Here is a 25,477-nt window from a genome sequence, read left to right on the forward strand (position 1 = left end):
CTCAACGCCGAAGGAGCGGGTGTGGACGAAGAGTGTCTGAAGCTGAGTACCTACCTCGCCGAGCGCCGACGAACCGGGGACAAGTTCGTCTCGGATGTGCTGCTCGAACTCTTCGAACGACACCACGTCGCCAGCAGCATCGTGTTGCGCGGCATCGGCGGCTTCGGGACTGGACACCACCTCAGGACGGATGAGTCTTTGTCGTTGTCCGAGGACCCCCCGGTGGTCGTCACCGCCGTCGACACCAGCGAGAAGATGGAGGCTTTGCTGGGGCCCGTGTTGAGCATCAAGCAACGCGGTCTGGTCACGTTGGAACGCGCGCGATTACTGCGCGACCAGATCGGTCCGCTGCAGCTGCCCGACGAACTGCACGAAGCCGTCAAGTTGACCGTCTACGTCGGCCGCAAGGAACGCGTGTACGGGGTCCCCGCCTATGTCGCCCTCTGCGACCTCATGTACCGGCGGGGGCTGGCCGGGGCATCGGTGTTCCTGGGCGTCGACGGGCTCTCCCACGGGCGGCGACAGCGCGCGCGGTTCTTCGGCCGCAACGCCGACGTCCCGATGATGGTCATCGCCGTGGGGTCCGGCGAGCGCATCGGGCGCGTGCTGCCCGAGCTCGGCGGGCTGCTGCGGCAACCCATGTTCACACTCGAGCGAGTCCGCGTGTGCAAGCGCGACGGCGAACTCTTGGAACGTCCCCACGCCCTGCCGGGGGTCGACGCACACGGCCTGCCGCTCTGGCAGAAGCTGATGATCTACACCTCCGAGTCGTCACGGCACGGCGGCATGCCCATTCACCGCGCGATCGTGCAGCGGCTCCGGCGGCGCAAGACGCCCGACGGCGCGACCGTCATGCGCGGCATTTGGGGCTTCCACGGGGACCATCGGCCCCACGGCGACAAGCTGTTCGCCCTGGGCCGTCAGGTTCCCGTCGTCACCATCGTCATCGACACCCCGGCCAACATCGCGGACTCCTTCGACGTGGTCGACGAACTGACCCGGGACGAGGGGCTGGTGACGAGCGAAATGGTCCCGGCGCTGGTGTCCGACGAGGGCGACGGTTCGGGCCCGCCGCCTCTGGCGCGATACCGGTATTGACGGGTCAGCCCGCCACAGAGGCGTCGTAGATCGACTGAATAGCCTCGTCGAGGGTGGCGTTGAACTGCTCGTCGGTCTGGTCGACCGTCAGCCCCTCGGTGAGCGCGCGGCTGAAGCTGGCGATCACCCCGGTGTTCTGCGCGAGCAGCTTGTTCGCCTCGTCCCGGGAGTAGCCGCCGGAGAGGGCGAGCACCCGCATCACCTTGGGGTGGTCGACGAACACGCGGTAGTGGTTGGCCTCGGTCGGCAGGCTGAGCTTGAGCATGACGCGCTGCCCGTCGGGCACGGTGTCGAGTTGCTTGGTGATCTCGTCCCGCAGGATGTCCTCGGCCTGCGCCTTGTCCGAGATCGAGATGGTGACCTCGGGTTCGATGATGGGCACCAGGCCGTGCGACAGCACCTGGTGGGCCACCTCGAACTGCTGAGCGACCACCGCGGCGATGCCCCCGCGATTCGCGCCGCCGATCACCGACCGCTCCTTGGTGCCGAAGACGCCCTTACCGACTGCCCGCTCCAGCAGCTCGTCGAGTCCCGGCATCGGCTTCATCAGCTGCACACCGTCGGCCACCTCCGCGAGGCCCTTGTCGATCTTGAGTATCGGCACCACGCCCTTAGTCTCCCACAAGTAGGTGGTCGACGGCTTGCCCTCGATGTCGCGGTCCATCGTCTGCTCGAACAGGATCGCCGCGAGCACCCGGTCCCCCGTGAACGCCGGGGACGTGATGATCCGCGAACGCATCTCGTGGATGAGGTCGAACATGTCCTTCTCGGAGGAGTATGCGTCGTCTTGGATCCCGTACAGCCGCAGCGCCTTGGGCGTCGAGCCACCACTCTGGTCGAGCGCGGCGACGAATCCCTTGCCCGCCGTCATTCGGTCCGCCTGCTTTTCGTTCGGCATGGAACTCTCCACTCCCTCGTGGTCGTCGCACGGCCCGCTGTCAAGCCCGAATCGTGCCCGATCATATTCGGCCGATCGACGCGCGAGCAGGCAGGTCGCTACCGCGGTAGGCCTGGTCGCGGTGGCACGGGCTTGGCGGGCCACACAGCCATGCGGTCGAGAAGACCGTCGCGCAGTACCAGCGTGTGGAAGAGGACCGCGCAGACGTGCGCGGTGAACGTCAGGAAGAGCAGGAAGGCGAAGATCGTGTGGCATTGTCGCAGCACTGCGTAGACGTCGATGTCCTGTGGCACCACGCCGGGCAGGTGAAGCGGCCCGACAAGGGTGGTCGGGAGTCGCGCCGCGGACAGCATCGCCCAGCCGACCAGGGGCTGCACCAGCAGCAACGCGTACAGCAGGTACTCCGACCAGGTCGCGACCCGACGTTCGACCGCGCTCATAGTCGCCAGGAAGGGTGGCAGCCGGTGGGTCAGCCGGTTGGCGAGGCGCACCACGGCGAAGACCAGGATCAGCATCCCCAACGGGCGGTGGATGGCCAGCAGCAATGGATAGTAGGTCAGCGACGCGATCATCGTCACGCCGATGAGCAGCTGGGCGATCACCATCGGCGCCATGAGCCAGTGCAGGATCCGCGACGGCACGGCGAAACGGACCGGGGCGGAGGTGGCGCCGGTGGTCGCGGGATCGGCGGTCATCCGAGCACCCGGCCGACGTTGACCGCGCTGGGCGACGTCGGCTCCTCGGCACGGCGGGTGAAGGACCGCGCGTACACCGCGGATCGGGCCGGCGGCAGGGGATCGTCGGAGGCCGCGATGCCGTCCGGCAACACCAGCGGGTCGAAGTTGACGTCGCGCGCGTTGCCCGCTTCCTCCGTCTGGACCGCGGTGATGGTGACGGCCCCGGCATCGATGGACCGCCGCGACGCGGGCCAGGGTCTGGTGGCGTCGTTCGTCGGATCGCCCGGCTCGCCGATCGTCAGCATCAGCCGCCACGTCAGGGGCCTTCGCGCCAGCGTGCGGATGAGGTCGTCGAACAGGTAGTTCCGATCGGCCGGGGGTCCCGGCGGCGGACCCGGAATCGCGGCCGGGCCGGCGTTCTGCGGGATCACCGACCAGCGCACCGGGACGGTCACGCCGGCGGCGTTGGTGAACAAGAAGGCGTTCAAACCGTAGAACGAGCTGTCCGCAAATCCCGGGCTGGGCGGCGAGGTTCTGATGATCTTCATCGCGGCGGCGGTCTCGGGATGGCGAGCCAGGAACGCCGCCATCTTCTGCGGGTCGGGCCGGCCCGTGCCGGGCAGGGGCTTCGATGCGTAGATGCGTTCGTAGAAGCCCTGCGGCGTGCTGTCGGGAAACACCGGGATGTTGATCATCGCGGTCCGCCACTGCTGGTTGTCGGGCCCCTGGAACAGCAGGCCGAGCCCGCGGACGGTGTCGGGCTTGTCGGGCTGATCGGGCAGACCCCCGGACAACGAGAAACGGCCGATCAGCCCAACGGTGCCCGCGCGGAAAACCGCGGCGCGGCAGACGGCAGAGCCCGCCCCCGAGCTCACGAACGATCCCGTGGCGCTCAGTCCCTTCGCGTGGTTTCGCCGGAACCCGTCATGGTGGCCGTAGACGTCTTCGAAGCGGTCGGCGAACCGCGGCGGGGTCAGGGTGCCCGGCCGCAGCCAGCCGCCGGCGTAGGCGAAGCCGCCCACGTCGACCGCGGCGACACCGGCCACCACACCCATTCCCAGGCCCATCCCCAGCAGCGCGCGCCGCCGCGACAGCGCCGCGGGAAAGGATTTGCCGGGCTCGTCCGCGCGGGGTTCGCCCGCCTCTTCGAAACCACGGTCATCGGGCGTCATGCGCCACCCTCCTGCGTAATTCCGGGGCCGGGCCGCGCACCCTCGGAGAAACTCCGCTGCGAGGATTCACCCACGTCAACAGGGGCCGCGCAAGTTCTGCGGGCAGTCACGCCCCGATCACGTGGCAACGCTGGAATCGGTTCACCGACGATCGGCGACGACGCTCGTGTTGCCACGAGTCGGACGGACAGTAGCGCCGGCACCGACCGGCGCTGCGAAGTTTTCTCGCCCGATGGCCTACGATCGAGTAAACACTTGCGGCCTGCCATCTGCACGAGCGGCGCGGATGACGGAGTGTGCTCCTCCATAGGCAACGTGTTCCGCGGGGTTGAATAAACAGCCTCCGACTCGGCAGTGGCTAATGAAAGCTAGTGGTGTCCCCACCGGGACCGAATGTGAGTGATAGAGCATGGGCGAACAATCAGTCGATCCGACTGCATTTGAAGTAGGTAAGCAACAGATTGATCAGGCGGTCGTGCTGACCGTGTCGGGCGAGGTGGACATGCTCACCTCACCGCAACTGGCTGAGGCGATACACACCGCGCTGGCCGGCCGGCCGGCGGCGCTCATCGTCGACCTGACGAAAGTGGATTTCCTCGCATCCGCCGGGATGACCGTCCTGGTGACCGCGCAGGCCGAGGCCGTCGCGCCCACCCAGTTCGCGGTCGTGGCGAACGGTGCGGCCACCAGTAGGCCGATCAAACTCATGGGAATCGACAGCGTGCTCGCGCTGCACAGCACCCTCGACAGCGCGCTGAGCAGCCTCACCGGCAAATAGGCCTCGGCAGAGTCGAAACGCGGCCGGGGACCACCGACCGCTCTGATCGGCGCACCCTGCAGGGGTCCGTGAAGCTCTCTAACGGTCATTGACTGCGTCCGGCGTGACGAATACGGTCGGAAGATACGCTACTTGAAGTAGCGAAATGCCGCCCGTGTCGTGCCGACACCAATGACGACTAGGAGAGGCAACATGTTCGACCTGAAGATCCTCGGCGGCACGGTCGTCGACGGCACCGGCGCACAGCGGTATCGCGCTGACCTGGGCATCAAGGACGGCAAGATCGTCGACATCGTGCGTCGCAGCGCCCACGGCGAGCCGACGGGCGGCCTGGAGAGCGCCCCGGCCGCCGAGGTCATCGACGCGAGGGGCCGCGTGGTGGCGCCCGGCTTCGTCGACATCCACACCCACTACGACGGCCAGGTGAGCTGGGACAGTCTGCTCGAGCCGTCCAGTGGCCACGGCGTCACGACGATCGTGACAGGCAACTGCGGCGTCGGCTTCGCGCCGGTCCGGCCCGGCAGCGAGCAGTGGCTGATCGAGTTGATGGAAGGTGTCGAGGACATTCCCGGCACCGCGCTCACCGAGGGCATCACCTGGGGCTGGGAGACCTATCCGGAGTATCTCGACGCCATCGACCGGCACAGGTTCGCCGTCGACGTCGGCAGCCAGGTCGCCCACGGCGCGATCCGCGCCTACGCGATGGGCGAGCGCGGCGCCCGCAACGAGCCCGCCACACCGGAGGACATCGCGGCGATGGGCCGCCTGGTCACCGAGGCGATCGAAGCCGGGGCGCTCGGCTTCTCGACGTCCCGCACGATGGGGCATCGCGCGATGGACGGCGAACCGGTACCCGGCACCTTCGCGGCCGAGGAGGAGCTGTTCGGCCTCGGTCGCGCCATGGCCGCCGGTGGACAGGCCGTCTTCGAGCTGGCGCCACAGGGCGCCGCGGGGGAAGACATCATCGGCCCGAAGAAAGAACTCGACTGGATGCGGCGGCTGAGCGCCGAGATCGATCGGCCGGTGTCGTTCGCGTTGATTCAGGTCGACGCCGACCCGAAGCTGTGGCGCGAGATGCTGGACCTGTCCGCCGGCGCCCATGCCGCGGGTGCCCGCCTGTATCCCCAGATCGCCGCCCGCCCGTTCGGGATGATGATCGGCTTCCAGGGACATCACGGTTTCAGCCACCGGCCCACCTACCGCCGGCTGAAAGCCGAACTGAGCCGCGAGGAGCTCACGCAGCGCCTCGCCGACCCGGCGGTAAAAGCCGCGATCCTTTCCGAAGACGACCTGCCCGTCGACCCGACCCTGCTGTTCGACGGGATGTTCGCCCTGGTGCAGCACTCGCTGGGCCGCCTCTACGCGCTCGGCGACCCGCCCGACTACGAGCCGACCCAGGACCGCACCGTCGCCGCCATCGCCGACGCGCGCGGCGAGGACCCGCTGTCGACGCTGTACGACCTCATGCTCGAGCGCAACGCGACGGCGATGCTGATGCTGCCGCTGTTCAACTACGCCGACGGCAACCACGACGCGATCCGGGAGATGATGCTGCACCCCGCCGGCGTGCTCGGGCTGTCCGACGGCGGCGCGCACTGCGGGATGATCTGCGACGCTTCCTATCCCACGTTCCTGCTCACGCATTGGGCGCGGGACCGGCGGCGCGGCGAGAAGCTCTCGCTGGAGTACGTGATCCGCAAGCAGTCCCGGGACACCGCCCACCTGTTCGGCCTCACGGATCGCGGCACGATCGAGCCGGGTAAGAAGGCCGACATCAACGTCATCGACATGGACGCGCTGAAGCTGCACCCCGCCGCGATGGCCTTCGACCTGCCCGCCGGCGGCAACCGGATCCTGCAGGGGGCGAGCGGGTACGCGGCGACGATCGTCAGCGGCGTGGTGACCCGCCGCGACGACGTCGACACCGGGGCCCGTCCCGGCCGGCTGGTTCGCGGGGCCCGCTAGGGCTTCGGCGATGGAGGCCCCCGCGCGCACCCGCGACGAGGACGCCATCGGCACCCCGCCCGACGAGCCGACCCTGGTGCCGGCCGACCGCTACTACTCCCCGGAATTCGCCGCGCTCGAGGTCGAACGGATGTGGCCGAGGGTGTGGCAGCTCGCCTGCATGGTCGACCACGTCGCTCAATCCGGCGACTATTTCGAGTACCGCTGCGGGCCGTACGGGGTGCTGATCGTCCGCGGTGACGACGGCGTGCTGCGTGCTTTCCAGAACGCTTGCCGGCATCGCGGCAATTCGCTGTGCACCGGATCGGGGTCGGGACTGCGCGAACTCAAATGCGGCTATCACGGCTGGACGTGGGACCTGGCCGGCGTCCTGCGGCGCGTGCCGAACCGCAAGGGCTTCGGCGCGCTGCGCCTGTCGGACTTTCCGCTCCTGGCCGCCCGAGTGGAGACTTGGCAGGGACTGGTGTTCGTCAACCTCGACGTGGGCGCGGTGTCGTTGACCGAATACCTGGAGGCGGTGCCCGACGACATCGCCTGGTGTCGTCTCGACGACTTCCGCTGCTATGCCACGATGACCGTGGACGTCGAGGCCAACTGGAAGACGATCGCCGACGGTTATAGCGAGACCTACCACATCCAGACGCTGCATCCGGAGTTGCTGCGCTGCGTCGACGATATCCATGCGCCGCAACAGATCTGGGGTCACACCGGCAAGTCCGACCAGCCCTACGGCGTGCAGAGCCCGCGCTTCGACGGGGCGCTGAGCGACGAACAGGTGTGGGACGCCTACGTCTACACGCAGGGCGCCCTGATGGGCGCGGGCGAGGGCACCCCGTTCCCGGCCGGCGAACGGCGGCCCGGTCAGACGGTCGCCGACCTGATCGCCGACCGCACTCGCGCGTTCGCCGCGAGCCGCGGGGTCGATCTCGACTGGGCCGACACCGACCGGGTCACCCGGCTGCACCAGTACAACGTGTTCCCCAACATGACGTTGCTGGCCAACGCCGATCACCTGACGGTCATGTGTTCGCGCCCCGGCCCCGACCCGGATAAGGGCGAGCTGGTCATGTTCTTGATGACGAGGATGCCGCCCGGCGCCCCGCACGCCAAGCCGGTCGACGTGCGCACCACCGCCGAGAAGGCCGAGCCCGGGGTGGTGCTCACGCAGGACATCGCTTTGCTGGCGGGGCTGCAGCGCGGCATGCACCAGCCGGGCTTCACCCACCTGGTGCTGTCCAACGAGGAGCGGCGCGTGATCAACATGCACCGCAACCTCGAGCGCTACCTGGGCATGGCCTGACTGCGCGCGCGCAATTCGCGAAGACATCCCCGAAATCAAACCGATGCGATTTAGAATTCCCCCTGTGATGACCCCGCCATATCCCTGGGGGGAAGAACGAGGGCAACTTTCGCATCAAGTGCGGATGCGATACCAGACGCTCGGCCAGCGGCGGGCTCGCCGGCTCTGCCACCGTTTCGAGCGGGTCGGCGTTCGCACGGCGCCGGACCGCCTTCGGGCGATGCTGGCGGGCGCTCCCGTGGCAATCGCCGAAGTCACCGACATCAACTTCGCGTTGATCGCCATGCAGCTCAACCACGAGGCACGCACGGCCAAGCTCAAGCGGATGAAACGCCGGGGCGCGCGCTCCCTGCTCTTCGCGGGTCTGATCCTGGTGGTGCTGAACTTCCTGTTCTGCGTGGCCTACCTGTTGCTGAACCTGGCCCAGCAGGGCACGCCGTCCTAGTCATTGCACAGCCCGGCGGCGCCACCAACTCGATCGCCACGGCCGCGCGCCGCTGATGTTCAGCGGGGGCGACGATTCCGTTGTCGTCGGCGCAGACGTTACGCCGGTCCGCGGCCGTCGCCCGCGAGTTTCAGCAGGAGCCGGGTGCCGCCCAGCGGGCTGGTCTGCAACGCCGCTGTGCCGCCGTGCAATTCGGCCTGCTGGGCGACCAACGCCAGCCCCAGCCCGGAGCCCGAGCGCGAGGCCGTCGACCCACGGGCGAAGCGTTCGAAGACCGTGGCGCGTTCCTCCTCCGGCACACCGGACCCGTCGTCGTCGATGGCGATCTCGACCCCGTCGCTCGAACTCGCCACCGTGAGTTGAATCTTGCCGGCGCCACCGTGTTTGACGGCGTTGGCGATCGCGTTGTCGATCACCAGCCGCAGCCCGGTCGGCAACCCCACCATCAGCACCGTGGGTGAGGGAACCAGCGACACCTCGACATCGGGGTAGATGCGCAGCGCGTCGTGCGCCGCGCGGTCGAGCAGTTCGGTGATGTCGAACGGGACGAAGTCGTCGACGGTGGTCAATTCGCCCTGCGCCAGCCGCTCCAGCGCGGTGAGCGTTGCTTCGATGCGGCTCTGGGTGCGGATGACGTCGCCGATCACCTCCTGGCGCTGCTCGGGGGCGAGGTCCAGTGTGGACAGCACCTCGAGGTTGGTGCGCATGGCGGTGAGCGGGGTGCGCAGCTCGTGCGAGGCGACGGCGGCGAAGTCGCGGGCGGATTCCAGCGCGGCCCTGGTGCGTTGCTGCTCGTTGCCGATGCGGGCCAGCATGCCCTCCACCGCCTCGGCGATCTCCACGGCCTCACGCACGCCGCGGACCTGCACCTCGTCCGGGCTGGACTGCGCGCTGATGGCGCGGGCCTGCTGGGCCAGCAGCAGGAACGGGTTGACCATGATCAACGAGATCACCCAGCCGACGAGGATGGTGCCACCGATGACGCTCGCGCAGATCAGCAGCACCCGCAGGTGCAGTTCGTTGATGCGGTGCTGGGCCTCCGCGAGCGGCGCCGCGAGCGCGATCGAGGCGGGGCCGGCGGAGAACGTGCGGACGCGGTACTGCACCCCGTTGATGGTGGTGCTGGCGTAGCCGTTCGCCAGCTTGGGCAGCACGATGTTGCTCGGCACGGCGACGGTGACGCCGCCGATGCGCACCGTGCGCACGAGGTTGCCGTCCGGCATCGGATGATCCGGACTGCTGTGCTCCGCGTTGTTGAGCAGTGAGTTGATGTCGCCGAGGCTGCTGACCGAGTCCAGGCGGCGGTCGAGCTGGCTGTACTGGTCGTTGGTGACGCCGACCCACACCCAGGTGCCCAGGATCAGGACCAAGGCCACGACCGAGAGCTGCGCGACGATGACGATCGTCCGCAACGACAGCACCCGCATCGGCAGCTCCACGTGCGGCAACACGCGGATGTCCGATTGCTTCGGTGAGCTCACGGGGCCCGGCCGGCCCGGCCGGCGATCGTCACGGGGGTTCGCACAGAGCTAACGGTAGCTTCCGCCGCCGGGCCCGCGCCGCACGCGCCGCAGGGCCGGCGGATTTGCGGCACCTCCAGGTGAGTGAGTACTCTCTCACCTATGGCAGCCTCCGGACGCGATCGCCTGCTGGGCGAGGCGCTGAAGCTGTTCGCCGAGAAGGGCTACTCGGCGACGTCGGTGGCCGACATCCAGCGGGCGTCGGGTCTGGCGCCCGGGTCGGGCGCGCTGTACAAGCACTTCGGCTCCAAGCGGGAATTGCTGGAGGCCGCGGTCGCCTACCGGATCGACAGCATCGTGGCCGCGCGGGAGCAGTACGACGCCGGCGAACCGGGCAGTGTGGAGCAAGCGGTGCGCACGGCGGGCCAGCTGATCTGGAGCAACCTCAAGGACAGCGAGGACCTGCTGAAGGTCATGCTGCGCGAGCCTGACGAACTCGGCGACCTCGACGAGAAGACGTGGCAGGTCATCACCGACCACGCCTACCAGCGCTTCGCCGACGAACTGGCCGCGTCCAACCGCTCCGGCCGCACGTGCATCCCGGACCCCGAAGCGGCCGCGGCCGTCGCGATCGGGTCACTTTCCTACGCCGCAACGCTGCAGGCGCTGACCGGCCGCCTGCCCGGCAACATCGACGAAGACCGCTACTTCGAAGCGTGGATCAGCCAGACGGTCAGCGTCCTCGCGCAATACCGAACTCACCAAACCCCAAGAGATTCAGGAGCGAATTCGTGACTTTCTCCATGCAACTCAGCGACGACGTGATCGAGGTCCGCGACTGGGTGCACCAGTTCGCGGCCGAGGTCATCCGGCCCGCGGCGGCCGAGTGGGACGAACGAGAAGAGACGCCGTGGCCGGTGATACAGGAGGCCGCGAAGGTAGGGCTCTACTCCCCCGACTTCTTCGCGCAGCAAGCGGCCGAGCCGACCGGGCTGGGCATGCTGACCGCGTTCGAGGAGATGTTCTGGGGTGACGCCGGCATCGCGCTGTCGATCATGGGCACCGGGCTGGCCGCGGCGGCCCTGGCCGGCAACGGGACCCCCGAGCAGCTCGGCCGTTGGCTGCCCGAGATGTTCGGGACACCGGGCGATCCCAAGCTGGGCGCGTTCTGCTCGTCCGAGCCCGACGCGGGCTCGGATGTCGGCGGCATCCGCACCCGTGCCCGCTTCGACGAGGCCGCGAAGGAATGGGTCGTCGACGGGACCAAGACCTGGGCGACCAACGGAGGGATCGCCAACGTGCACATCGTGGTGGCATCGGTGTATCCCGAACTCGGCACCCGTGGGCAGGCCAGCTTCGTCATCGGACCCGACACCAAGGGATTCAGCCAGGGTCAGAAATTCAAGAAGCACGGCATCCGCGCCTCCCACACCGCGGAGGTGGTGCTCGACAACGTCCGCCTGCCCGAGGACGCGATCCTCGGCGGCCGGGAGAAATTCGAGGCGCGGATCGCCCGGGTGAAATCCGGCGCCTCCGCCCGCGGGCAGGCCGCGATGAAGACGTTCGAGCGTACCCGCCCCACCGTTGGCGCGATGGCGGTCGGTGTGGCCCGCGCGGCCTACGAGTACGCGCTCGAATACGCTTGCCAGCGTGAGCAATTCGGTCGCAAGATCGGTGAATTCCAGGCCGTCGCGTTCAAGCTCGCCGACATGAAGAGCCGCATCGACGCCGCGCGGCTGCTGGTGTGGCGGGCCGGCTGGATGGCGCGCAACAACCAGGACTTCGAGTCGGCCGAGGGGTCGATGGCCAAGCTCGTGGCCAGCGAGACGGCGGTCTACGTCACCGACGAAGCGATCCAGATCCTGGGGGGCAACGGCTACACCCGCGACTACCCGGTGGAGCGGATGCACCGCGACGCGAAGATCTTCACGATCTTCGAGGGAACCAGCGAAATCCAACGCCTGGTGATCTCCCGCGCCGTGACGGGGCTGCCGATCCGATAGGCACCGCGGCCGCGGCGCACGCGGGGGCGCGCGCCATGATGGCCGGATGACCACCGACATCCGCGTTCTCGACAGCGAGGACGACCTGCTGGCCGCGGCGAACGTCTTTCGCGCCGCCATGGTCGGCTTCCCGCCGCTGACCGGTCTGGGCCCCGGTCAGATCACCGAACTGCTCGAACCGGGCCGCACCATCGGGGCGTTCGTCGGCGGTCAGCTCGTCGGCACCGCGGACGCCGTGACGAGCCGGCTGACCCTGCCCGGCGGGACGATGGTGGGCCACGCCGCCGTCACGCATATCGGGGTGCTGCCGTCGTACACGCGAAAAGGCATTGCCACCAGCCTGATTCGTCACCAGTTGGGCGACATCGCCGCACGCGGCGAGGTGGTGGCCACGTTGCGGGCGTCGGAGGCGACGATCTACGAGCGCTACGGCTACGGTGTGGCCAGCTCGTCGCAGACGGTCGAGGTGCGGACCGCGCGCGCAGCGCTGCGCCCCGGCGTCGGGGCGGGCGGCCCCGTGCGGCTGCTCGACTCCGCGGCGGCCTGGGACGTGCTGCCCCGGATCTATGCCGCCCACCGGCCGTCACGCCCGGGAACCATTGACCGCCCGCCGGTTTGGTGGCGTGGGGTGCGGTTGCGCACCGAGGCGTCCCCGGGCGCGTCCTACGTCGCGGTGTACGGCGAACCCGGATCCGAGTCGGGCTTCGCCCGCTACCGCCCCACCGACACCGAACGCTGGTTCGTCGCCGACGAGCGGACCGTCGTCGTCGAGGACTTCTTCGCGCCCACCACCGAGGCCTACCTCGGGCTGCTGCGCTTCCTGCTGGGCCTCGACCTCGTCGACCGGGTGGTGTTCTGGATGCTGCCGACGGACGATCCACTGCCCTGGCTGCTGAGCGACCGCCGCGCGGTACGCGCGACCGCGGTGCACGACGAAACCTGGCTGCGCGTCGTCGACGTGAACCGCGCCCTGCGGTCGCGCCATTACGTCGGCGACGGGACGGTCACCCTGGCCGTCGATGACCCCCTGCTGCCGGGCAATTCGGCCTGCTTGGCCATCGCGGGTGGCGTTGCCGAGCCAAGCGACCGGCGCCCGCAGCTGCGCGTCGGCGTCGCGGGGCTGGCGGCCGTGCTCCTCGGGGGAGCAACCTGGCGCAACCTGGCCGTCGCGGGTTTGGCCCACGCCGCCGATCCGGCGGACCTCGCCGTCGCCGACGAATTGTTCGCGGTGCCCGACGCGCCCCACGCCGGGTTCTTCTTCTGATGCGGCGGGTACGCGAAGACCTGTGATTGTCGTCGTCGGTGCGGGGGTCTGCGGGCTGGCGGCCGCCTACGAGCTGTCCAGACGTGGCGAACGCGCGGTGGTGCTCGAGCGGGGCCGGCCGTTCGCCGAGCAGTCCGCCGGGCTGGCACGCATCTTCCGGATCGCGCATCGGCGCCCCGCGCTGTGCCACCTGGCCGTCGGCGCCCGCGCCGGCTGGCAGCGCTGGGAAGCCGAGTTCGGCGTGGGCCGGCTGCTGGGCACCGAGGGTTTCATCGCCGCAGGTGCGGACCAGGCGATGGCGGCGGCGATGACGGACGCCGGCGCGGCGTTCTCCTGGCTCCACCGGCGGCAGATCGCCGCGCGGATCCCGTTCGTGGACGCGCCGTGGGACACCGGGCTCTTCGACCCGCTCGGCGGCAGCCTGCGCATCCGCCGCGCGCTGGGCGCCCTGGCGCGGCGGGTCGCCATCCGGCCGGGCGAGGTGGCGTCGGTGGCCGACGACGGCACGGCCACGCTCACGGACGGGACGGTGCTGCGCGGTGATGGGGTGCTGATCTGCGCGGGAGTCCGCACACCGGCGCTCTTCGGCCCGCTCGGCGTCGAGTACGCCCCGCACACCCGCTTCAGCTACGAGGGCGCCGACGCCGTCGGTGCGGCCTGCCTGTCGTCGCCGCAAGGCTACGGTTTACCGCTCGGCAGCACGGGCCGCTGGGCGTTCGGGCAGGACGTGCCCGACCCCGCCACCGTGCACGCGCTGTTCCCGTCGCTGACTCCCGTGGACCGGGTGGACTGCGTCACGGTGCGCGCACCATGGCTGGACTCGGGCGGCGACGGATGGACCGCCGCGCGGCGGGGACGCGTCGTGGCGTTCACCGGCAGCAACCTGATGAAGTTCGGCCCACTTCTCGGCGAACTGCTGGCCCGGGCGGTGTGCAGCGACGAGCTGCCCAGCGAATTGACCATCAGCTGACGGCGCCGGTGCAACGGTCCGAACGCCCCGAAAGCTTGGGACGTTCGGCCCTAGGTGTGCGCGTTTGCGGCTCGGAATACTTGAGCGGCTTGTCCCTGTCGGCCTGTTTGCCAGGCCCTTTGGAGGTAGCTGATGACCGCTGAGGCGCCGATCGCCGTCGAACTGCGGGCCCGCCGGCCGTTTCCGGCGCGAACCGGGCCCACGGGCAACCTGATCTATAAAATCATCAGCACGACCGATCACAAGATGATCGGCATCATGTACATGGTCGCCTGCTTCATCTTCTTCTTCATCGGCGGGCTGATGGCTTTGCTGATCCGTCTCGAGCTGGCGGCCCCGGGGCTGCAGTTCCTGTCCAACGAGCAGTACAACCAGCTGTTCACCATGCACGGCACCGCGATGTTGCTGTTCTACGCCACACCGGTGGTGTTCGGGTTCGCCAACCTGGTCTTGCCGTTGCAGATCGGCGCGCCGGACGTGGCCTTCCCGCGGCTCAACGCGTTGTCGTTCTGGCTCTTCGTCTTCGGCGCGCTGATCGCGTTGAGCGGCTTCATCCTCCCCGGTGGTGCGGCCGATTTCGGCTGGACGGCATACACGCCGCTCTCGGATGCGGTCCACAGTCCCGGCGTGGGCTGTGACCTCTGGATTTTGGGGGTGGGCGTCGGCGGTCTGGGCACCATCCTGGGGGCGGTCAACATGATCACCACCGTCGTCTGCATGCGGGCGCCCGGCATGACGATGTTCAGGATGCCGATCTTCACCTGGAACATCCTGGTCACCAGTGTGCTTGTCCTGATTGTCTTTCCGCTGCTCACCGCAGCGCTGTTCGGACTGGAAGCCGACCGCCGCATCGGCGCCCACGTCTACGACCCCGCCAACGGCGGCGCGATCCTCTACCAGCACCTGTTCTGGTTCTTCGGGCACCCCGAGGTGTACGTCATCGCGCTGCCCTTCTTCGGCATCGTCTCCGAGATCATCCCCGTGTTCGCCCGCAAACCGATCTTCGGCTACACCACGCTGGTGTATGCCACGCTGTCGATCGCCGCGCTGTCGGTGGCGGTGTGGGCGCACCACATGTACGCGACAGGCGCCGTGCTGCTGCCGTTCTTCTCGTTCATGACGTTCCTCATCGCGGTCCCGACAGGGATCAAGTTCTTCAACTGGATCGGCACCATGTGGCGCGGCCAGTTGACGTTCGAAACACCGATGTTGTTCTGCCTGGGCTTCCTGATCACCTTCCTGCTCGGCGGGCTGACGGGCGTGCTGCTGGCCAGCCCCCCGCTGGACTTCCACATCAGCGACACCTATTTCGTGGTGGCCCACTTCCACTACACCCTGTTCGGCACCATCGTGTTCGCCACCTACGCGGGCATCTACTTCTGGTTCCCGAAGATGACGGGCCGCCTCTTGGACGAGCGACTGGGCAAACTGCACTTCTGGCTGACGTTGATCGGGTTCCACGCCACCTTCCTGGTGCAGCACTGGCTGGGAGACATGGGCATGCCGCGCCGCTACGCCGACTACCTGCCCACCGACGGGTTCCAGACGCTGAACCTCGTCTCCACCATCGGGTCGTTCATCCTCGCCGCGTCGGTGCTGCCGTTCGTGTGGAACGTCTTCAAGAGCTGGCGCTACGGCGAACCGGTTCTGGTGGACGATCCGTGGGGCCACGGCAATTCGCTGGAGTGGGCTACCAGTTGCCCGCCGCCGCGGCACAATTTCACCGAGCTGCCCCGAATCCGTTCGGAACGGCCGGCATTCGAACTGCATTACCCGCACATGGTGCCCCGGATGCGCGGCGAAGCCTACGTCGGCCGCCGCCATGTCGGGGCCATCGAGGCCCAAACCCCGGCCGCCGCTCCCCCGGGCCCCTGAGTCGCCGGTACTCCGGTCGGCGAGCGCGACGCCGCCGGCACCGCCGGTCGCCCGGTTCGCATGACCGACCCCGGAACTATTGCGCCCGAACGAATCCCACACCCTCGGCTGCGCTGACGCCCGCGTCGTGCAGCACCGCGCTCGCCGTGTCAGCCTGCACCGCACCGTCAGGCAGGGTGGCCGCGGGTATCGCCTTGATGCGGTAGAGGAACGCGGCGCCCGTGTTGATCAGATCCGCGCTCTCACCGGTGGGAACGAACGGCAGCCGCAGGCGGATTCCGTCCGCGCTGCCGCCTTGGTCGACAGGCCACTTGCGGTACAGCGCGTCGCGGAGGTCGTTGGCAGGGAAGCCCTCGGTCTGGCTTTGTGCCATGCGGACGATCTCATCGGCATTCGCCGGATCGGCCAGGTAATGCTGCGCATCCAACTCCGCTTTCAGCCAGCCTTTGGCCGCGTCGGGATGTGTGTCGGCGAATTGCTTGTCCATCAACAGGAATGCACCGTCGTGCTGGTTGGCCAATGCGCCGCTGGCAACGCGCTTGGCGAGCCCGGCATTGACCAACTTCGACGCCGTGGGTTCCCAAATGGTCGTCGCGTCGATGGTGTGGTTCTGGAAGCTGGAGGTGATCACCTCGATGCTCTGGTTCAGATAGGAGGCCGGTTTGACGCCAAGCGCGTCGAACGTGGCCTGGGCGATGCGGTCCGCGCAGCTTCCCTGCGGTGTGGCGACGGTCTTGCCGTTGAACCATGCGAGCGCGTCGCGCTGGCTGCCGAAGTTCGGCGCGTCCGGTCGGGTGAGAAAGACGCCGCACTGATCCTGTGAGAGCCCGAGGGTCGCGAAAATCCGCAGGTCTCTCGTAGTTCGTTTACTCGCACCCACAATCGCCGGCATGTCGCCCGCGTAGCCGATCTGTTGTTTTCCGGCCAGCATCTGACTCACGATGATCGATCCCTGCAGGCCGACCTGAAAGTCCACCGTTGAGCCTGCGGGCAGATACTTCTTCCAGAATTCCTTGCCCCGCAACACCACTGCGGACCAAGCCTCGGTGTAGTAGGGCTGGTAACCCACGGTGAGGTGCACGGGTCCACCGGCCGCACCCACATCGTTTCCGCCGATGTTGCCGACCGCGGCGCAGCCCGCAACGGTCAGCACCGTCGCCAGCACAACGAAGAGTGCCCTGTTCAGTCGCATTGGATTCTTTCTGTCGTGAAAGGTGGTTATTGATCCGTCAATTCATCGCCGGGACAGGTCGTGAGCAGCGGGCGATCGCAGGAGGTGCATGGCGCGGTCCTTGATGCGCTGAGCGCTTTCGTCCAGCAGCAAATCCGTGCGCCGACGCGGGTGATCCAGCTGGATCGAAAACTCCTCACGCACCCGGGCGGGTCGTTCGGTCATGACCAGCAGGCGGTCGGCAAGCAGCAGGGCCTCGTCGACATCCGTGGTGATCAACAACACCGTCCGCTGTTGCTCCCGGAGAAGCTCGGCGGTGTATTCCTGCATCAGTTCGCGGGTCATGGCGTCCAAGCCACGAAACGGCTCGTCGAGCACCAGAACCGCGGGCTCGTTGATCAGCGCCCGGGCCAGTTCTGCGCGCCGGCGCATCCCACCGGACAACTCGCCCGGGTACCGGTCGCCGAACTCCGCGAGTCCGACGCGTGCCAACATCGCGCCCGCCCGCCGCCGCGCCCCCCGTCTGTCCTCTCCGCGGGCGCGCGGCCCGAACATGACGTTTTCGCAAGTTGTCAGCCAGGGCATCAACGCGTTCTCCTGGAACAACAACAGCCGTTCGGCGGCAGGGCCGTTCACCTCGCGGCCGTCGACTCTGACCGAACCGCTCGTCGGCCTGTGGTAACCCGCCAAGAGGTAACCGACGGTTGTCTTGCCGCCGCCCGAGGGACCGATCATCGCGACGATCTCACCGGGCGCGAGGCCAAACGAGCAGTCGTCGACCACCTTCACGCACTGACGACCCTTGGGGACGTGATAGGACACCTGGTCGAACAGCACCGCCCCGGCCCGGCCGGCGGTCATGCCTTCACCCGCCGCCACGGCATCATCCGATTGCCCAACGCCCGCACCAGCCCGCTCGACACATAGCCGGCGATCCCCAGACTGATCATCGCCACCACGACCCGGGGTAAATCGTTGCCCTGATAGGCATTCCACACCAAGAAGCCCAGCCCGCCGTCGCCGGACTGCCGGCCGCCGCCGGAGATCAGTTCCGCGGCCACCACGACCTCCCACGTGATACCCATGCCGACGGCCGCGCCCGTCACCAGCGATGGCATCAGCGCCGGCAACAGCACGCGCCGGAAAACGTATGACCGCCGTGCGCCCATCGACCGCGCGGCGAGCACGTGGCGGCGGTCGATCTCCTCGGCACCGCCAACGGTGTTCAGCACGACCGGGAACAGGGCGCCCAGAAAGGTCACGAAAGTGATCGACAGTTCCTGAGTCGGCCAGAAGATGATCGCGATCGGCACCCAGGCGAGCGGCGGGATCGGCCGCAGCGACTCGAATACCGGGAATACCACGCGTTTGAACCACGGACGGGTTGCCATCAGCAACCCCAATGCGCCTCCCACGACCAGCGCCACCCCGAATCCGGCCAGCACCCTTTGCAAGGACAGCGACCAGCTGTTCCAATACCCCGGGCTGGCAGCCAGTTTCAGGAAGTCCCCGGCCACCGCCGATGGCGGGGGTAACTGCCCCGCCAGCGGCACGTCGACACCGGTCCAGCCGTGCAGCCGGGTGGCCAGTTCCCAGGACAGCGCAAAGATGGCGATGCCGAGCAGGCCCCGCCTCAGGGCCGCGGACTTCAGTCCGTGGGTCAGGTCGGACAGCGTTGTCATCGGACCAATTCCCGCTCGCCCACCTCGAACGCGCGCCTGGCCTCGTCGCGGACGGCGTCGGAGACCTCGACGACGAGTTCGCGGAACATCGCACTGGTGATGATGCCGGGGTCGCGGGGACGGTCGAGACCGACCTCGATCGTGGTCTTGACCCGGCCGGGACGGGTCGTCATGACGGTGACGCGACTGCCCAGGTAGACAGCTTCCTCGATGTCGTGGGTGATGAAAAGCACTGTGACCGAGGAGTTGTCGTAGATTTGCAGCAGCGCGTCGTGCATCGCGGCGCGCGAGATCGCGTCCATCCCGCGAAACGGCTCGTCGAGCAGGAGCACCGCCGGCTCCATGACCAGCGCGCGCAGGATCTCGACGCGGCGCGCTATGCCGCTCGACAGCTCGCCCGGGTAGCTGTCGGCCAGGTCAGCGAGCCCGACCCTTCGCAGATGCGTGCGCGCGATGTCCGCCGCTTCGCCGCGGCCGGCGCGCCGTTGCGCGACCAGACCGTATCCGACGTTGTCGGCCACGGTGAGCCAGGGAAACAGCGTGCTGTCCTGAAAGACGACGACCCGATCGGGACCGATTGCGGCGGTGGGGCGAGCGGGGCCGCACAGCAGTTCGCCGTCGAGTTCGACGCGGCCGGATGTGATGTCGGTAAATCCGGCGACCGCCGCGAGCAGCGTGCTCTTTCCGCACCCGGACGGCCCGACGATGACGTGCAGTTCCCCGGCCGCGATCTCGAGACTGAAGTCCTGCACCGCAACCACCGGAGCGCCCGCCAGTGGATAGGTCTTGCACACGGTGTCGAGAACGACGTTGCCCCCCATCGTGATCAGACGCTCCGGGCCCGGTAGGCCATCATCCTGCCGGCGACGAGCCGGATCACGGCGCTGCTGGCATAGCCGACCATGCCGAGGGTGATCATGGCGATGACGATCGTCGGGTAGCGGGTGGTCGTATACGAAGCATTGATCAGATAGCCGAGCCCGAACTGGCCCGCGATCATCTCCCCGGCGACCAGCGAAAACCAGGCGACTCCCATGCCGATCTGCAGACCGGTGAAGATGTACGGCAGCGACCCCGGGATCACCACCGTGCGCAGCACCGTGGTGGACCCGGCGCCGAGGCACCTGGCCGCTCGGATCAGGTTCTTGTCGACGGAGTGAACCCCCAGCATCGTGTTCAGCGTGACCGCATAGAACGCGGCCAGGTAGGTGAGGAAGAGGACAGAGCCCTCCCGGGTGTGAAACATCAGCATTGCCAAGGGAACCCAGGCCAGGATCGGGATGGGGCGGATCAACTCGAAAACCGGAAAACCGTACTGGCGCAATCGCGACGACCAGCCCAGCAGCAGCCCGAGCGGGATCCCCGTCGCCAGCGCCGCGGTGAATGCGATGGCGACGCGCCGAATGCTGGCCCAAATGTGCTGGTAGTAGGACGCCGTGAAAATGGACGTACCGTAGGCCGGGTTCGGGCTGACCCATTCCCTGACCACCTCGGTGGGGCCGGGAATGCCCCGAAACCGTGGCAGCGCCAGCACATCGACGGTCAGGTACCAGAAGCCGACGAACAGCGCGAAGCCGAGGATGGCCAGAAACGGCGCGGACGACGGCCGCCGACCGCGCCGTCGCTTCGGCTCGGTGCCGACGCTGCCGCGGACGGCCACGGACGTCGACTCGGTCAAAAGGACGCTCACCGGCCGCCTTTCCGAGGATCAGAGATGCCCCTTGGCTCGAGTCCGGGGCACGGCCTGGAACACGTCGCGGGGTGCTTGCGCAAACTCAGTGATCATTTCCGCGCCGGTGGCGCGCCGCAACGGTATAGATCGCGTTGACCAAAACCTGGCACCGCCCGGGCCGCCGGGAAGCTTTGCCCGCGGCGCCGTCCTGCCAGCCGGCGGAGGTCAGCCGTGTGGCGCCTCGGAGATCTTGCTGTCCGGCTTGCCCAGGGTCTGGCAGTAGGTCGCGGCGGACAGGCGCGTCGCCGTGATCTCCGCATTGTTCGGATCGTTGCCGCTCTTGTCCTTCAGCATCTTGCTGATCTCGCTGTCCTGCTTTTTCTGGTCCTGAGAGGTGAAGTCCTTGCACGTGGTGTCGCCCCCGGTGTTGATGACCTGCGACGCCGAACATGCGCTCGAGAGCAGCGCGGCGATCACGATCGTGGCCGCGGCGATGTGCTTCATTCTTTGCCTCCTGGATCCGAAGTAGTGACGTTGTACACCAAATCCGCCGATCTGAAACCATATCCCGCGCCCCGGACACCGGACAGGTGTTTGCGGTCCCAGCGGCTGCCGGCGGGTAGGTCGTTTTCTTGGCCGGGAAAGGGAATAACAATTGCAGCGGCGGGGTCTCACCGTCGTCGCCACATCGCGGGAGCGGGCTACGGGGAGGGACTCGGTCATGTCGTCGAAGGCGGACACCGGCCTGGCGGCGCGGGCACGGTCAGCGGGGGCCATCGCGGGTCGGCGGCGTGATGCGAGGCCAACGCTGTCGGTGTTCATCGGCGTGTTGGCCGTCCTGCTCGCGGTCGGGTGGGCCGCAAATCACTTCGCCGCGCTGATGCCAGTGATCGGCGGGTCCCAGCATCTGAGCGCGGCGACACTGGACGCGGTCTTCGGCATCTACGCGGTGGGTCTGCTGCCCGGGCTTCTTATCGGTGGGCCCGCGTCGGATGCGTTCGGACGTCATACCGTCGCGTGGGCAGGTACGGCGACCGTCCTGGCGGGCACAGTGGGGATGCTGGTCTCGCAGCAATCCGGCGTCCTGCTGGCGGGGCGCCTGATCGTCGGAGCGGGCGTGGGTCTGGCGATGACGTCGTGTACCGCATGGGCCTCCGACCTGCGCGGTCCCGCCGGCGCGGCCACGGCAGGAGCGGTGTTGATTGCAGGTTTTGCGATCGGACCGTTCGTTGCGGGGGTAGTCGCCTGGGCGGGGCGTTCCGGCGTCCAGATGTCGTTCGCGATCGCCGCCGCCCTTGTCGTGGCGGCGACGTCTGTCACGGTCGTGGCCGTGCTCCGATCCGGTTCCGCCACACCGGCGCGGGCCGAGGCCGCAGATTCGTCCGCGCCGGTCCGGCAGGGCGCCGCGTTGGCGTTGAGTTGGGCGCTGCCCCTGGCGCCGTGGGTATTTGCCTCGGCCACCCTGGCTTTCGTCGCAATCCCCACCCGCATCCACACGGGGCTCCCGGCGCCCATGGCCGCGGGGGTGGCCGCCCTGGTCGTCAACGGCGCCAGCGGGCTGATCCAGATCGCCGCCCGCGCGCGTGCGTGGGGAGCGCACGCCGGCACCGCCGGTGCCGCGCTGGCCGCGCTCGGCTATGCCGTGACCGCCCTGGCACCGCCGGCGATCACCCCGCAGTTGGGTCTGCCGCTCTTCCTCGTTCTCGGGTGCGCGTCCGGGCTGTCGTTGCGCGGAGGCTTGATAGATCTGGAAACTGCTGCACCTCAACATATTCGGGGCACCCTCACGGGCGTGTTCTACGCGATGACCTACATCGGCTTCGGCCTGCCGTTGCTGCTGGCCGACCTCGGTTCGCCGGCGCACGCGGCGCCGGTTCTCGGCATCATGGCGGTGCTGGCGTCGGTGACCGCGGGCAGCCGAGCGGTACGGCTGCGGCGGGACGCCTAGGCCGCCGCCACCTTGCGTCGTGCGGTGCCGGGCATCGGTACCGGGGTGTCGCCCACGACGCTCAGCCCCGCGAGACGACGCCAGGATCGGATCGCGTTGCGGGTGACCTCGACAATCCTGGTGGCTCCGTTGTCCCCGTTGGCCATCCGGTGGGCCCGCAGAGCGTTGCCGGTGACGGCGTCGAGGGTGTCCCAGTCGTCGTTCTCGACGAGCGTGGTCGACTGGTAAGCCGCCCGGACAGCGTACTTCTCGGCGCCCGCCAGTGTCTTGATCACTTCGCGGGCGGCTCGCGCGGCACTGTCCCACGCGGCTATGGACGGCGCGTCTCCCGGGGACAGCGTGCGATGAAGCTCGGCGATATCGGTGATCGCCTGCGCTGCGGCGCCCCGCGCGTACCCGATGACGCCCCACGGGGGGCTGGTCAACAGTTTGGCGACCCACGTGTGCACGACGGTGTCGGGGACGTCGGCAGTTCCGACCGTCAGCCAACCCAACTCCAGCACCAGGAGGCTGTCGGCCGGAGAGAGGTAACCGTCGGGCCCGGCCAGCGAGTCGTTGCACAGCTGGACGAACGCGGCCAGCGGGCGCGACGAAGTCGACGGGAAGTCGGTGATCTGCTCGTCTCCGTTGATGTAGGAGATCGCGTTCATGGCGCATCCCTTGCCTGATCCCGGCTGGTGAGATCCCCTTGCGAGCCTCAGCGGGTGGGTGATGCGGTCGAGGTCCATGTCGATTGCTCCCTGCGGGCTGTCGCGCCTTCGGTGACCAGGCTAGCGGCGATGCGGCGGAGCCGCTCACGCCCTGAAAGGGCATCGTATGGCGGTCCCGGTCGACACGCGAGGCGACACGAGGGGCGGTGAGCCGGCAACCCTTCGGCATGGCGACCATCGTGCTGCGCGACGCCGGCGCGTCGGCGTCTTGGCCGGTTACCCCCTAGAGCAGGCCCCGCAAGGTCTCGATCAGCTTGACCCGCTCGGCTGGTGTGCCCGCGATGGGTGCGACGTTGAGCGTGGTCACCCCGGATTCGCGGAACGCCGCCAGGCGTTCCCTGACGAACTCGCGGGTGCCGATCAAGTTCACGTCGCGCACCAGGTCGTCGGGTACGACCTTGGCGGCGCCGTCCTTGTCGCCGGCCAGGTAGAGCTCCTGGATCCGGTCGGCCTGGGGGCCGTAGCCGTACTTGGTGGCCAGGGCGTGGTAGAAGTTCTTGCCCTTGGCGCCCATGCCGCCGATGTAGAGGGCCAGATGCGGTTTGACGGAATCTCGCAACTGCTCCACGTTTTCGCCGATCGCCAGCACCGGGCCGGCGTAGATGTCGAGCTCACCGAGAGCCGCGTCCCGCTTCGCCCGACCGTCGGCCAGCGCCTTGCCCCAGACGTCCTGCGCCTTCTCGGGGAGGAAGAAGATCGGTTGCCACCCCTCGGCGATCTCGGCTGCCAGCTCGACATTCTTGGGGCCCAGCGCGGCCACCAGGATCGGGATGCGTTCCCGGACCGGCTTATTGATGAGTTTGAGCGGCTTGCCGAGGCCGGTGCCCTGCCCTTCGGGCAGGGGGATCGTGTAGTACCTGCCTTGGTGCTTGAGGGTCTCGCGGCGCCACACCTGACGACAGATGTCGATGACTTCGCGGGTCCGGCCGATCGGGGCGTCGTAGGGCACGCCGTGGAATCCCTCGATGACCTGCGGACCGGAGGCGCCCAAGCCGAGGGTGAACCGGCCGTCGGAGACGTAGTCCAGGCCCGCGGCGGTCATCGCGGTCAGGGTGGGAGTTCGGGTGTAGAGCTGAAGAATTCCGGAAGCCAGCCCCACCCGTTGTGTGCTGGCGGCCAGATAACCCAGCGCGCTCACCGCGTCGAAGGAATACGCCTCCGGGACGAAGACGATGTCCAACCCGGCGCGCTCGAGGTCGGCCACCTCGGCGGCCACGTCCTTGAAGCCGCCTGCGTAATTGATCCCCAACCCGATCCTCATGCTCTGCCTATCCTCGCGCCGTCGCGAATTGATCGGCCAGTTCGGCCGCTTCCCGCTGGATTCGGTCGAACTGCGCGCCCATCGCCTCGGACAACGCCCTGGCGCCCGACAACGGGCGCACCATCACCATGAAGTCGTCGATGAGGCCGTCGTCGTTGAAGTGCAGGAAGTCGCACCCGGTGATTTTCACGCCAGGCACTCCGGCCAAACCGGTCTCGAACACGAGCGCGTGGTCGCGGCCCGCGTCATCGTGGATCTCCCGGACGTAGCGGAAGTCTTCGAAGACCCTCAACACGCCGCGCAGGATGGCCGCGGTGAGCGGCTTTCCGACGTAGGGCTTGAACGCCACCGGGCTGGTGAATGTCACGGTGTCGGCCAGCATCGCCTGGATGGCCCCCTCGTCGCGCTCTTCGACTGCCTTGCGGAAGGGATGCATCGGGAACCTCGCCGTGGTCGTTTGGTTGAGTGGGACTGACGCTAGATGCTCCGCCGCGAAAAGTCTACTGCGCGATTAATCACTTTGTTTAATAGTCACTGGGTTGTACCCTAGGCCGATGTCCCTGCGCGACGCGGTGCTGGCCGCGCTTCTCGAGGGTGAATCGTCGGGATACGACCTCGCCAAAGGCTTCGACGCCTCGGTCGCGAACTTCTGGATGGCCACCCCCCAACAGCTCTATCGCGAACTGGACCGGCTCGCCGAGCAAGGCCTCATCGAGGCCCGCGTCGTCCAGCAGGGCCGGCGGCCGAACAAACGCATGTTCTCGCTCACCGAGGCGGGTCGCGACGCGATCCGGCACTACACCACCACGGCCCCGCGGCCCTCGGCCATCCGCGACGAACTGATGGTCAAAGTGCAGGCGGCCGACGCCGGCGACGCGCGCGCAGTCCGCGACTTCATCGCCGAGCGGCTGCAGTGGGCGACCGCGAAACTGCAACGCTATCAACGGTTGCGAGCGCGGCTGCTCGAGGGCCGCGACGAGGAGGACTACCTCGCCCATGCCGAACGAGTGGGCCCATACCTGACGCTGATGCGCGGAATCTCGTTCGAAGAGGAGAACATTCGGTGGGCCGAGCGCGCACTCACCGTCCTCGAACGGCGCCTGCCGGCCCAGGCGTGAGCGCGTGCGG

General features: G+C 68.1%; 25 protein-coding genes. 12 read left to right on the forward strand and 13 right to left on the reverse strand.

Annotated features, from left to right (window positions below; translation table 11 throughout):
- The first annotated feature begins 21 nt into the window (after positions 1-21).
- Positions 22-1,098 (forward strand): DUF190 domain-containing protein, encoded by a 1,077-nt coding sequence (locus G6N48_RS18950; RefSeq protein ID WP_085268662.1) that lies wholly within the window; start codon positions 22-24, stop codon positions 1,096-1,098.
- A gap of 4 nt (positions 1,099-1,102) precedes the next feature.
- Here the strand turns inward: G6N48_RS18950 and G6N48_RS18955 are convergent, their stop codons facing one another.
- The 3 genes from G6N48_RS18955 to G6N48_RS18965 all read right to left on the reverse strand — a co-directional run bounded on the left by G6N48_RS18955 (position 1,103) and on the right by G6N48_RS18965 (position 3,845).
- Positions 1,103-1,996 (reverse strand): fructose bisphosphate aldolase, encoded by an 894-nt coding sequence (locus G6N48_RS18955; protein WP_085268661.1) that lies wholly within the window; start codon positions 1,994-1,996, stop codon positions 1,103-1,105.
- A 98-nt stretch (positions 1,997-2,094) separates the two neighbouring features.
- Entirely contained in the window at positions 2,095-2,691 is a 597-nt protein-coding gene (locus tag G6N48_RS18960) for a cytochrome b (RefSeq protein ID WP_085268501.1), read from the reverse strand.
- Positions 2,688-3,845: a catalase family peroxidase gene (locus G6N48_RS18965; RefSeq protein ID WP_372511195.1), complete on the reverse strand. Its 1,158-nt coding sequence runs from the start codon at positions 3,843-3,845 to the stop codon at positions 2,688-2,690. Before G6N48_RS18965 ends, G6N48_RS18960 begins: the two co-directional genes overlap by 4 nt.
- Positions 3,846-4,254: 409 nt before the next feature.
- On the opposite strand from G6N48_RS18965, the gene G6N48_RS18970 reads away from it, so the two are divergent.
- The 4 genes from G6N48_RS18970 (at position 4,255) to G6N48_RS18985 (ending at position 8,333) form a co-directional block, all read left to right on the forward strand.
- The gene (locus G6N48_RS18970; protein WP_085268500.1) at positions 4,255-4,623 is read left to right on the forward strand and encodes an STAS domain-containing protein; all 369 of its coding nucleotides are present in this window, start codon (positions 4,255-4,257) and stop codon (positions 4,621-4,623) included.
- A 192-nt stretch (positions 4,624-4,815) separates the two neighbouring features.
- A complete protein-coding gene (locus G6N48_RS18975; RefSeq protein ID WP_085268499.1) occupies positions 4,816-6,588 on the forward strand; it encodes an N-acyl-D-amino-acid deacylase family protein in 1,773 nt (590 codons plus the stop codon).
- Positions 6,589-6,598: 10 nt separating this feature from the next.
- Positions 6,599-7,888 (forward strand): aromatic ring-hydroxylating oxygenase subunit alpha, encoded by a 1,290-nt coding sequence (locus G6N48_RS18980; protein ID WP_085268498.1) that lies wholly within the window; start codon positions 6,599-6,601, stop codon positions 7,886-7,888.
- Between the two features lie 124 nt (positions 7,889-8,012).
- On the forward strand, positions 8,013-8,333 hold the full coding sequence (locus G6N48_RS18985; protein ID WP_085268497.1) for a hypothetical protein: 321 nt from the start codon (positions 8,013-8,015) through the stop codon (positions 8,331-8,333).
- 98 nt (positions 8,334-8,431) lie between these two features.
- Here the strand turns inward: G6N48_RS18985 and G6N48_RS18990 are convergent, their stop codons facing one another.
- Complete coding sequence (locus tag G6N48_RS18990) at positions 8,432-9,760, reverse strand: sensor histidine kinase (protein WP_085268659.1); 1,329 nt, start codon at positions 9,758-9,760, stop codon at positions 8,432-8,434.
- A gap of 195 nt (positions 9,761-9,955) precedes the next feature.
- Here G6N48_RS18990 and G6N48_RS18995 point away from each other — a divergent pair, with 195 nt between their 5' ends.
- From G6N48_RS18995 to ctaD, 5 genes are all read left to right on the forward strand, one after another.
- Positions 9,956-10,588: a TetR/AcrR family transcriptional regulator gene (locus tag G6N48_RS18995; protein ID WP_085268496.1), complete on the forward strand. Its 633-nt coding sequence runs from the start codon at positions 9,956-9,958 to the stop codon at positions 10,586-10,588.
- Positions 10,585-11,796, forward strand: a complete 1,212-nt coding sequence (locus G6N48_RS19000; RefSeq protein ID WP_085268495.1) for an acyl-CoA dehydrogenase family protein — start codon at positions 10,585-10,587, stop codon at positions 11,794-11,796. Before G6N48_RS18995 ends, G6N48_RS19000 begins: the two co-directional genes overlap by 4 nt.
- A gap of 46 nt (positions 11,797-11,842) precedes the next feature.
- The gene (locus tag G6N48_RS19005; RefSeq protein ID WP_085268494.1) at positions 11,843-13,060 is read left to right on the forward strand and encodes a GNAT family N-acetyltransferase; all 1,218 of its coding nucleotides are present in this window, start codon (positions 11,843-11,845) and stop codon (positions 13,058-13,060) included.
- 22 nt (positions 13,061-13,082) lie between these two features.
- Complete coding sequence (locus tag G6N48_RS19010) at positions 13,083-14,030, forward strand: NAD(P)/FAD-dependent oxidoreductase (protein WP_085268493.1); 948 nt, start codon at positions 13,083-13,085, stop codon at positions 14,028-14,030.
- Positions 14,031-14,162: 132 nt separating this feature from the next.
- Positions 14,163-15,905, forward strand: coding sequence for an aa3-type cytochrome oxidase subunit I (gene ctaD, locus G6N48_RS19015; RefSeq protein ID WP_085268492.1), 1,743 nt, complete (start codon positions 14,163-14,165; stop codon positions 15,903-15,905).
- Positions 15,906-15,981: 76 nt separating this feature from the next.
- Here the strand turns inward: ctaD and G6N48_RS19020 are convergent, their stop codons facing one another.
- The 6 genes from G6N48_RS19020 to G6N48_RS19045 all read right to left on the reverse strand — a co-directional run bounded on the left by G6N48_RS19020 (position 15,982) and on the right by G6N48_RS19045 (position 20,934).
- Positions 15,982-17,070 carry an ABC transporter substrate-binding protein gene (locus G6N48_RS19020; RefSeq protein ID WP_169718428.1) on the reverse strand — a complete coding sequence of 363 codons (1,089 nt, stop codon included), beginning with the start codon at positions 17,068-17,070 and terminating at the stop codon, positions 15,982-15,984.
- A 69-nt stretch (positions 17,071-17,139) separates the two neighbouring features.
- The gene (locus G6N48_RS19025; RefSeq protein ID WP_232066658.1) at positions 17,140-17,937 is read right to left on the reverse strand and encodes an ABC transporter ATP-binding protein; all 798 of its coding nucleotides are present in this window, start codon (positions 17,935-17,937) and stop codon (positions 17,140-17,142) included.
- Positions 17,934-18,758 (reverse strand): ABC transporter permease, encoded by an 825-nt coding sequence (locus G6N48_RS19030; protein ID WP_085268489.1) that lies wholly within the window; start codon positions 18,756-18,758, stop codon positions 17,934-17,936. Before G6N48_RS19030 ends, G6N48_RS19025 begins: the two co-directional genes overlap by 4 nt.
- Positions 18,755-19,579 (reverse strand): ABC transporter ATP-binding protein, encoded by an 825-nt coding sequence (locus G6N48_RS19035; protein WP_085268488.1) that lies wholly within the window; start codon positions 19,577-19,579, stop codon positions 18,755-18,757. The genes G6N48_RS19030 and G6N48_RS19035 overlap by 4 nt, the downstream gene beginning before the upstream one ends.
- Before the next feature lie 5 nt (positions 19,580-19,584).
- Positions 19,585-20,448 carry an ABC transporter permease gene (locus tag G6N48_RS19040; protein ID WP_085268487.1) on the reverse strand — a complete coding sequence of 288 codons (864 nt, stop codon included), beginning with the start codon at positions 20,446-20,448 and terminating at the stop codon, positions 19,585-19,587.
- Between the two features lie 207 nt (positions 20,449-20,655).
- Positions 20,656-20,934: a hypothetical protein gene (locus tag G6N48_RS19045; RefSeq protein ID WP_085268486.1), complete on the reverse strand. Its 279-nt coding sequence runs from the start codon at positions 20,932-20,934 to the stop codon at positions 20,656-20,658.
- A 217-nt stretch (positions 20,935-21,151) separates the two neighbouring features.
- On the opposite strand from G6N48_RS19045, the gene G6N48_RS19050 reads away from it, so the two are divergent.
- Entirely contained in the window at positions 21,152-22,378 is a 1,227-nt protein-coding gene (locus G6N48_RS19050) for an MFS transporter (protein ID WP_085268485.1), read from the forward strand.
- Here G6N48_RS19050 and G6N48_RS19055 read toward each other — a convergent pair.
- The 3 genes from G6N48_RS19055 to G6N48_RS19065 form a co-directional block, all read right to left on the reverse strand.
- The gene (locus G6N48_RS19055; RefSeq protein ID WP_197745596.1) at positions 22,375-23,106 is read right to left on the reverse strand and encodes a hypothetical protein; all 732 of its coding nucleotides are present in this window, start codon (positions 23,104-23,106) and stop codon (positions 22,375-22,377) included. The two genes, G6N48_RS19050 and G6N48_RS19055, sit on opposite strands and share 4 nt — an antisense overlap.
- A 205-nt stretch (positions 23,107-23,311) precedes the next feature.
- Positions 23,312-24,349, reverse strand: a complete 1,038-nt coding sequence (locus G6N48_RS19060) for an LLM class F420-dependent oxidoreductase (RefSeq protein ID WP_085268483.1) — start codon at positions 24,347-24,349, stop codon at positions 23,312-23,314.
- A 7-nt stretch (positions 24,350-24,356) separates the two neighbouring features.
- Positions 24,357-24,785: a nuclear transport factor 2 family protein gene (locus G6N48_RS19065; protein ID WP_085268482.1), complete on the reverse strand. Its 429-nt coding sequence runs from the start codon at positions 24,783-24,785 to the stop codon at positions 24,357-24,359.
- Between the two features lie 118 nt (positions 24,786-24,903).
- Here G6N48_RS19065 and G6N48_RS19070 point away from each other — a divergent pair, with 118 nt between their 5' ends.
- Positions 24,904-25,467 carry a PadR family transcriptional regulator gene (locus G6N48_RS19070; RefSeq protein WP_085268481.1) on the forward strand — a complete coding sequence of 188 codons (564 nt, stop codon included), beginning with the start codon at positions 24,904-24,906 and terminating at the stop codon, positions 25,465-25,467.
- The last annotated feature ends 10 nt before the right edge of the window (positions 25,468-25,477 follow it).

The sequence above is a fragment of the Mycobacterium parmense genome (genome assembly GCF_010730575.1).
GTDB lineage: Bacteria > Actinomycetota > Actinomycetes > Mycobacteriales > Mycobacteriaceae > Mycobacterium > Mycobacterium parmense.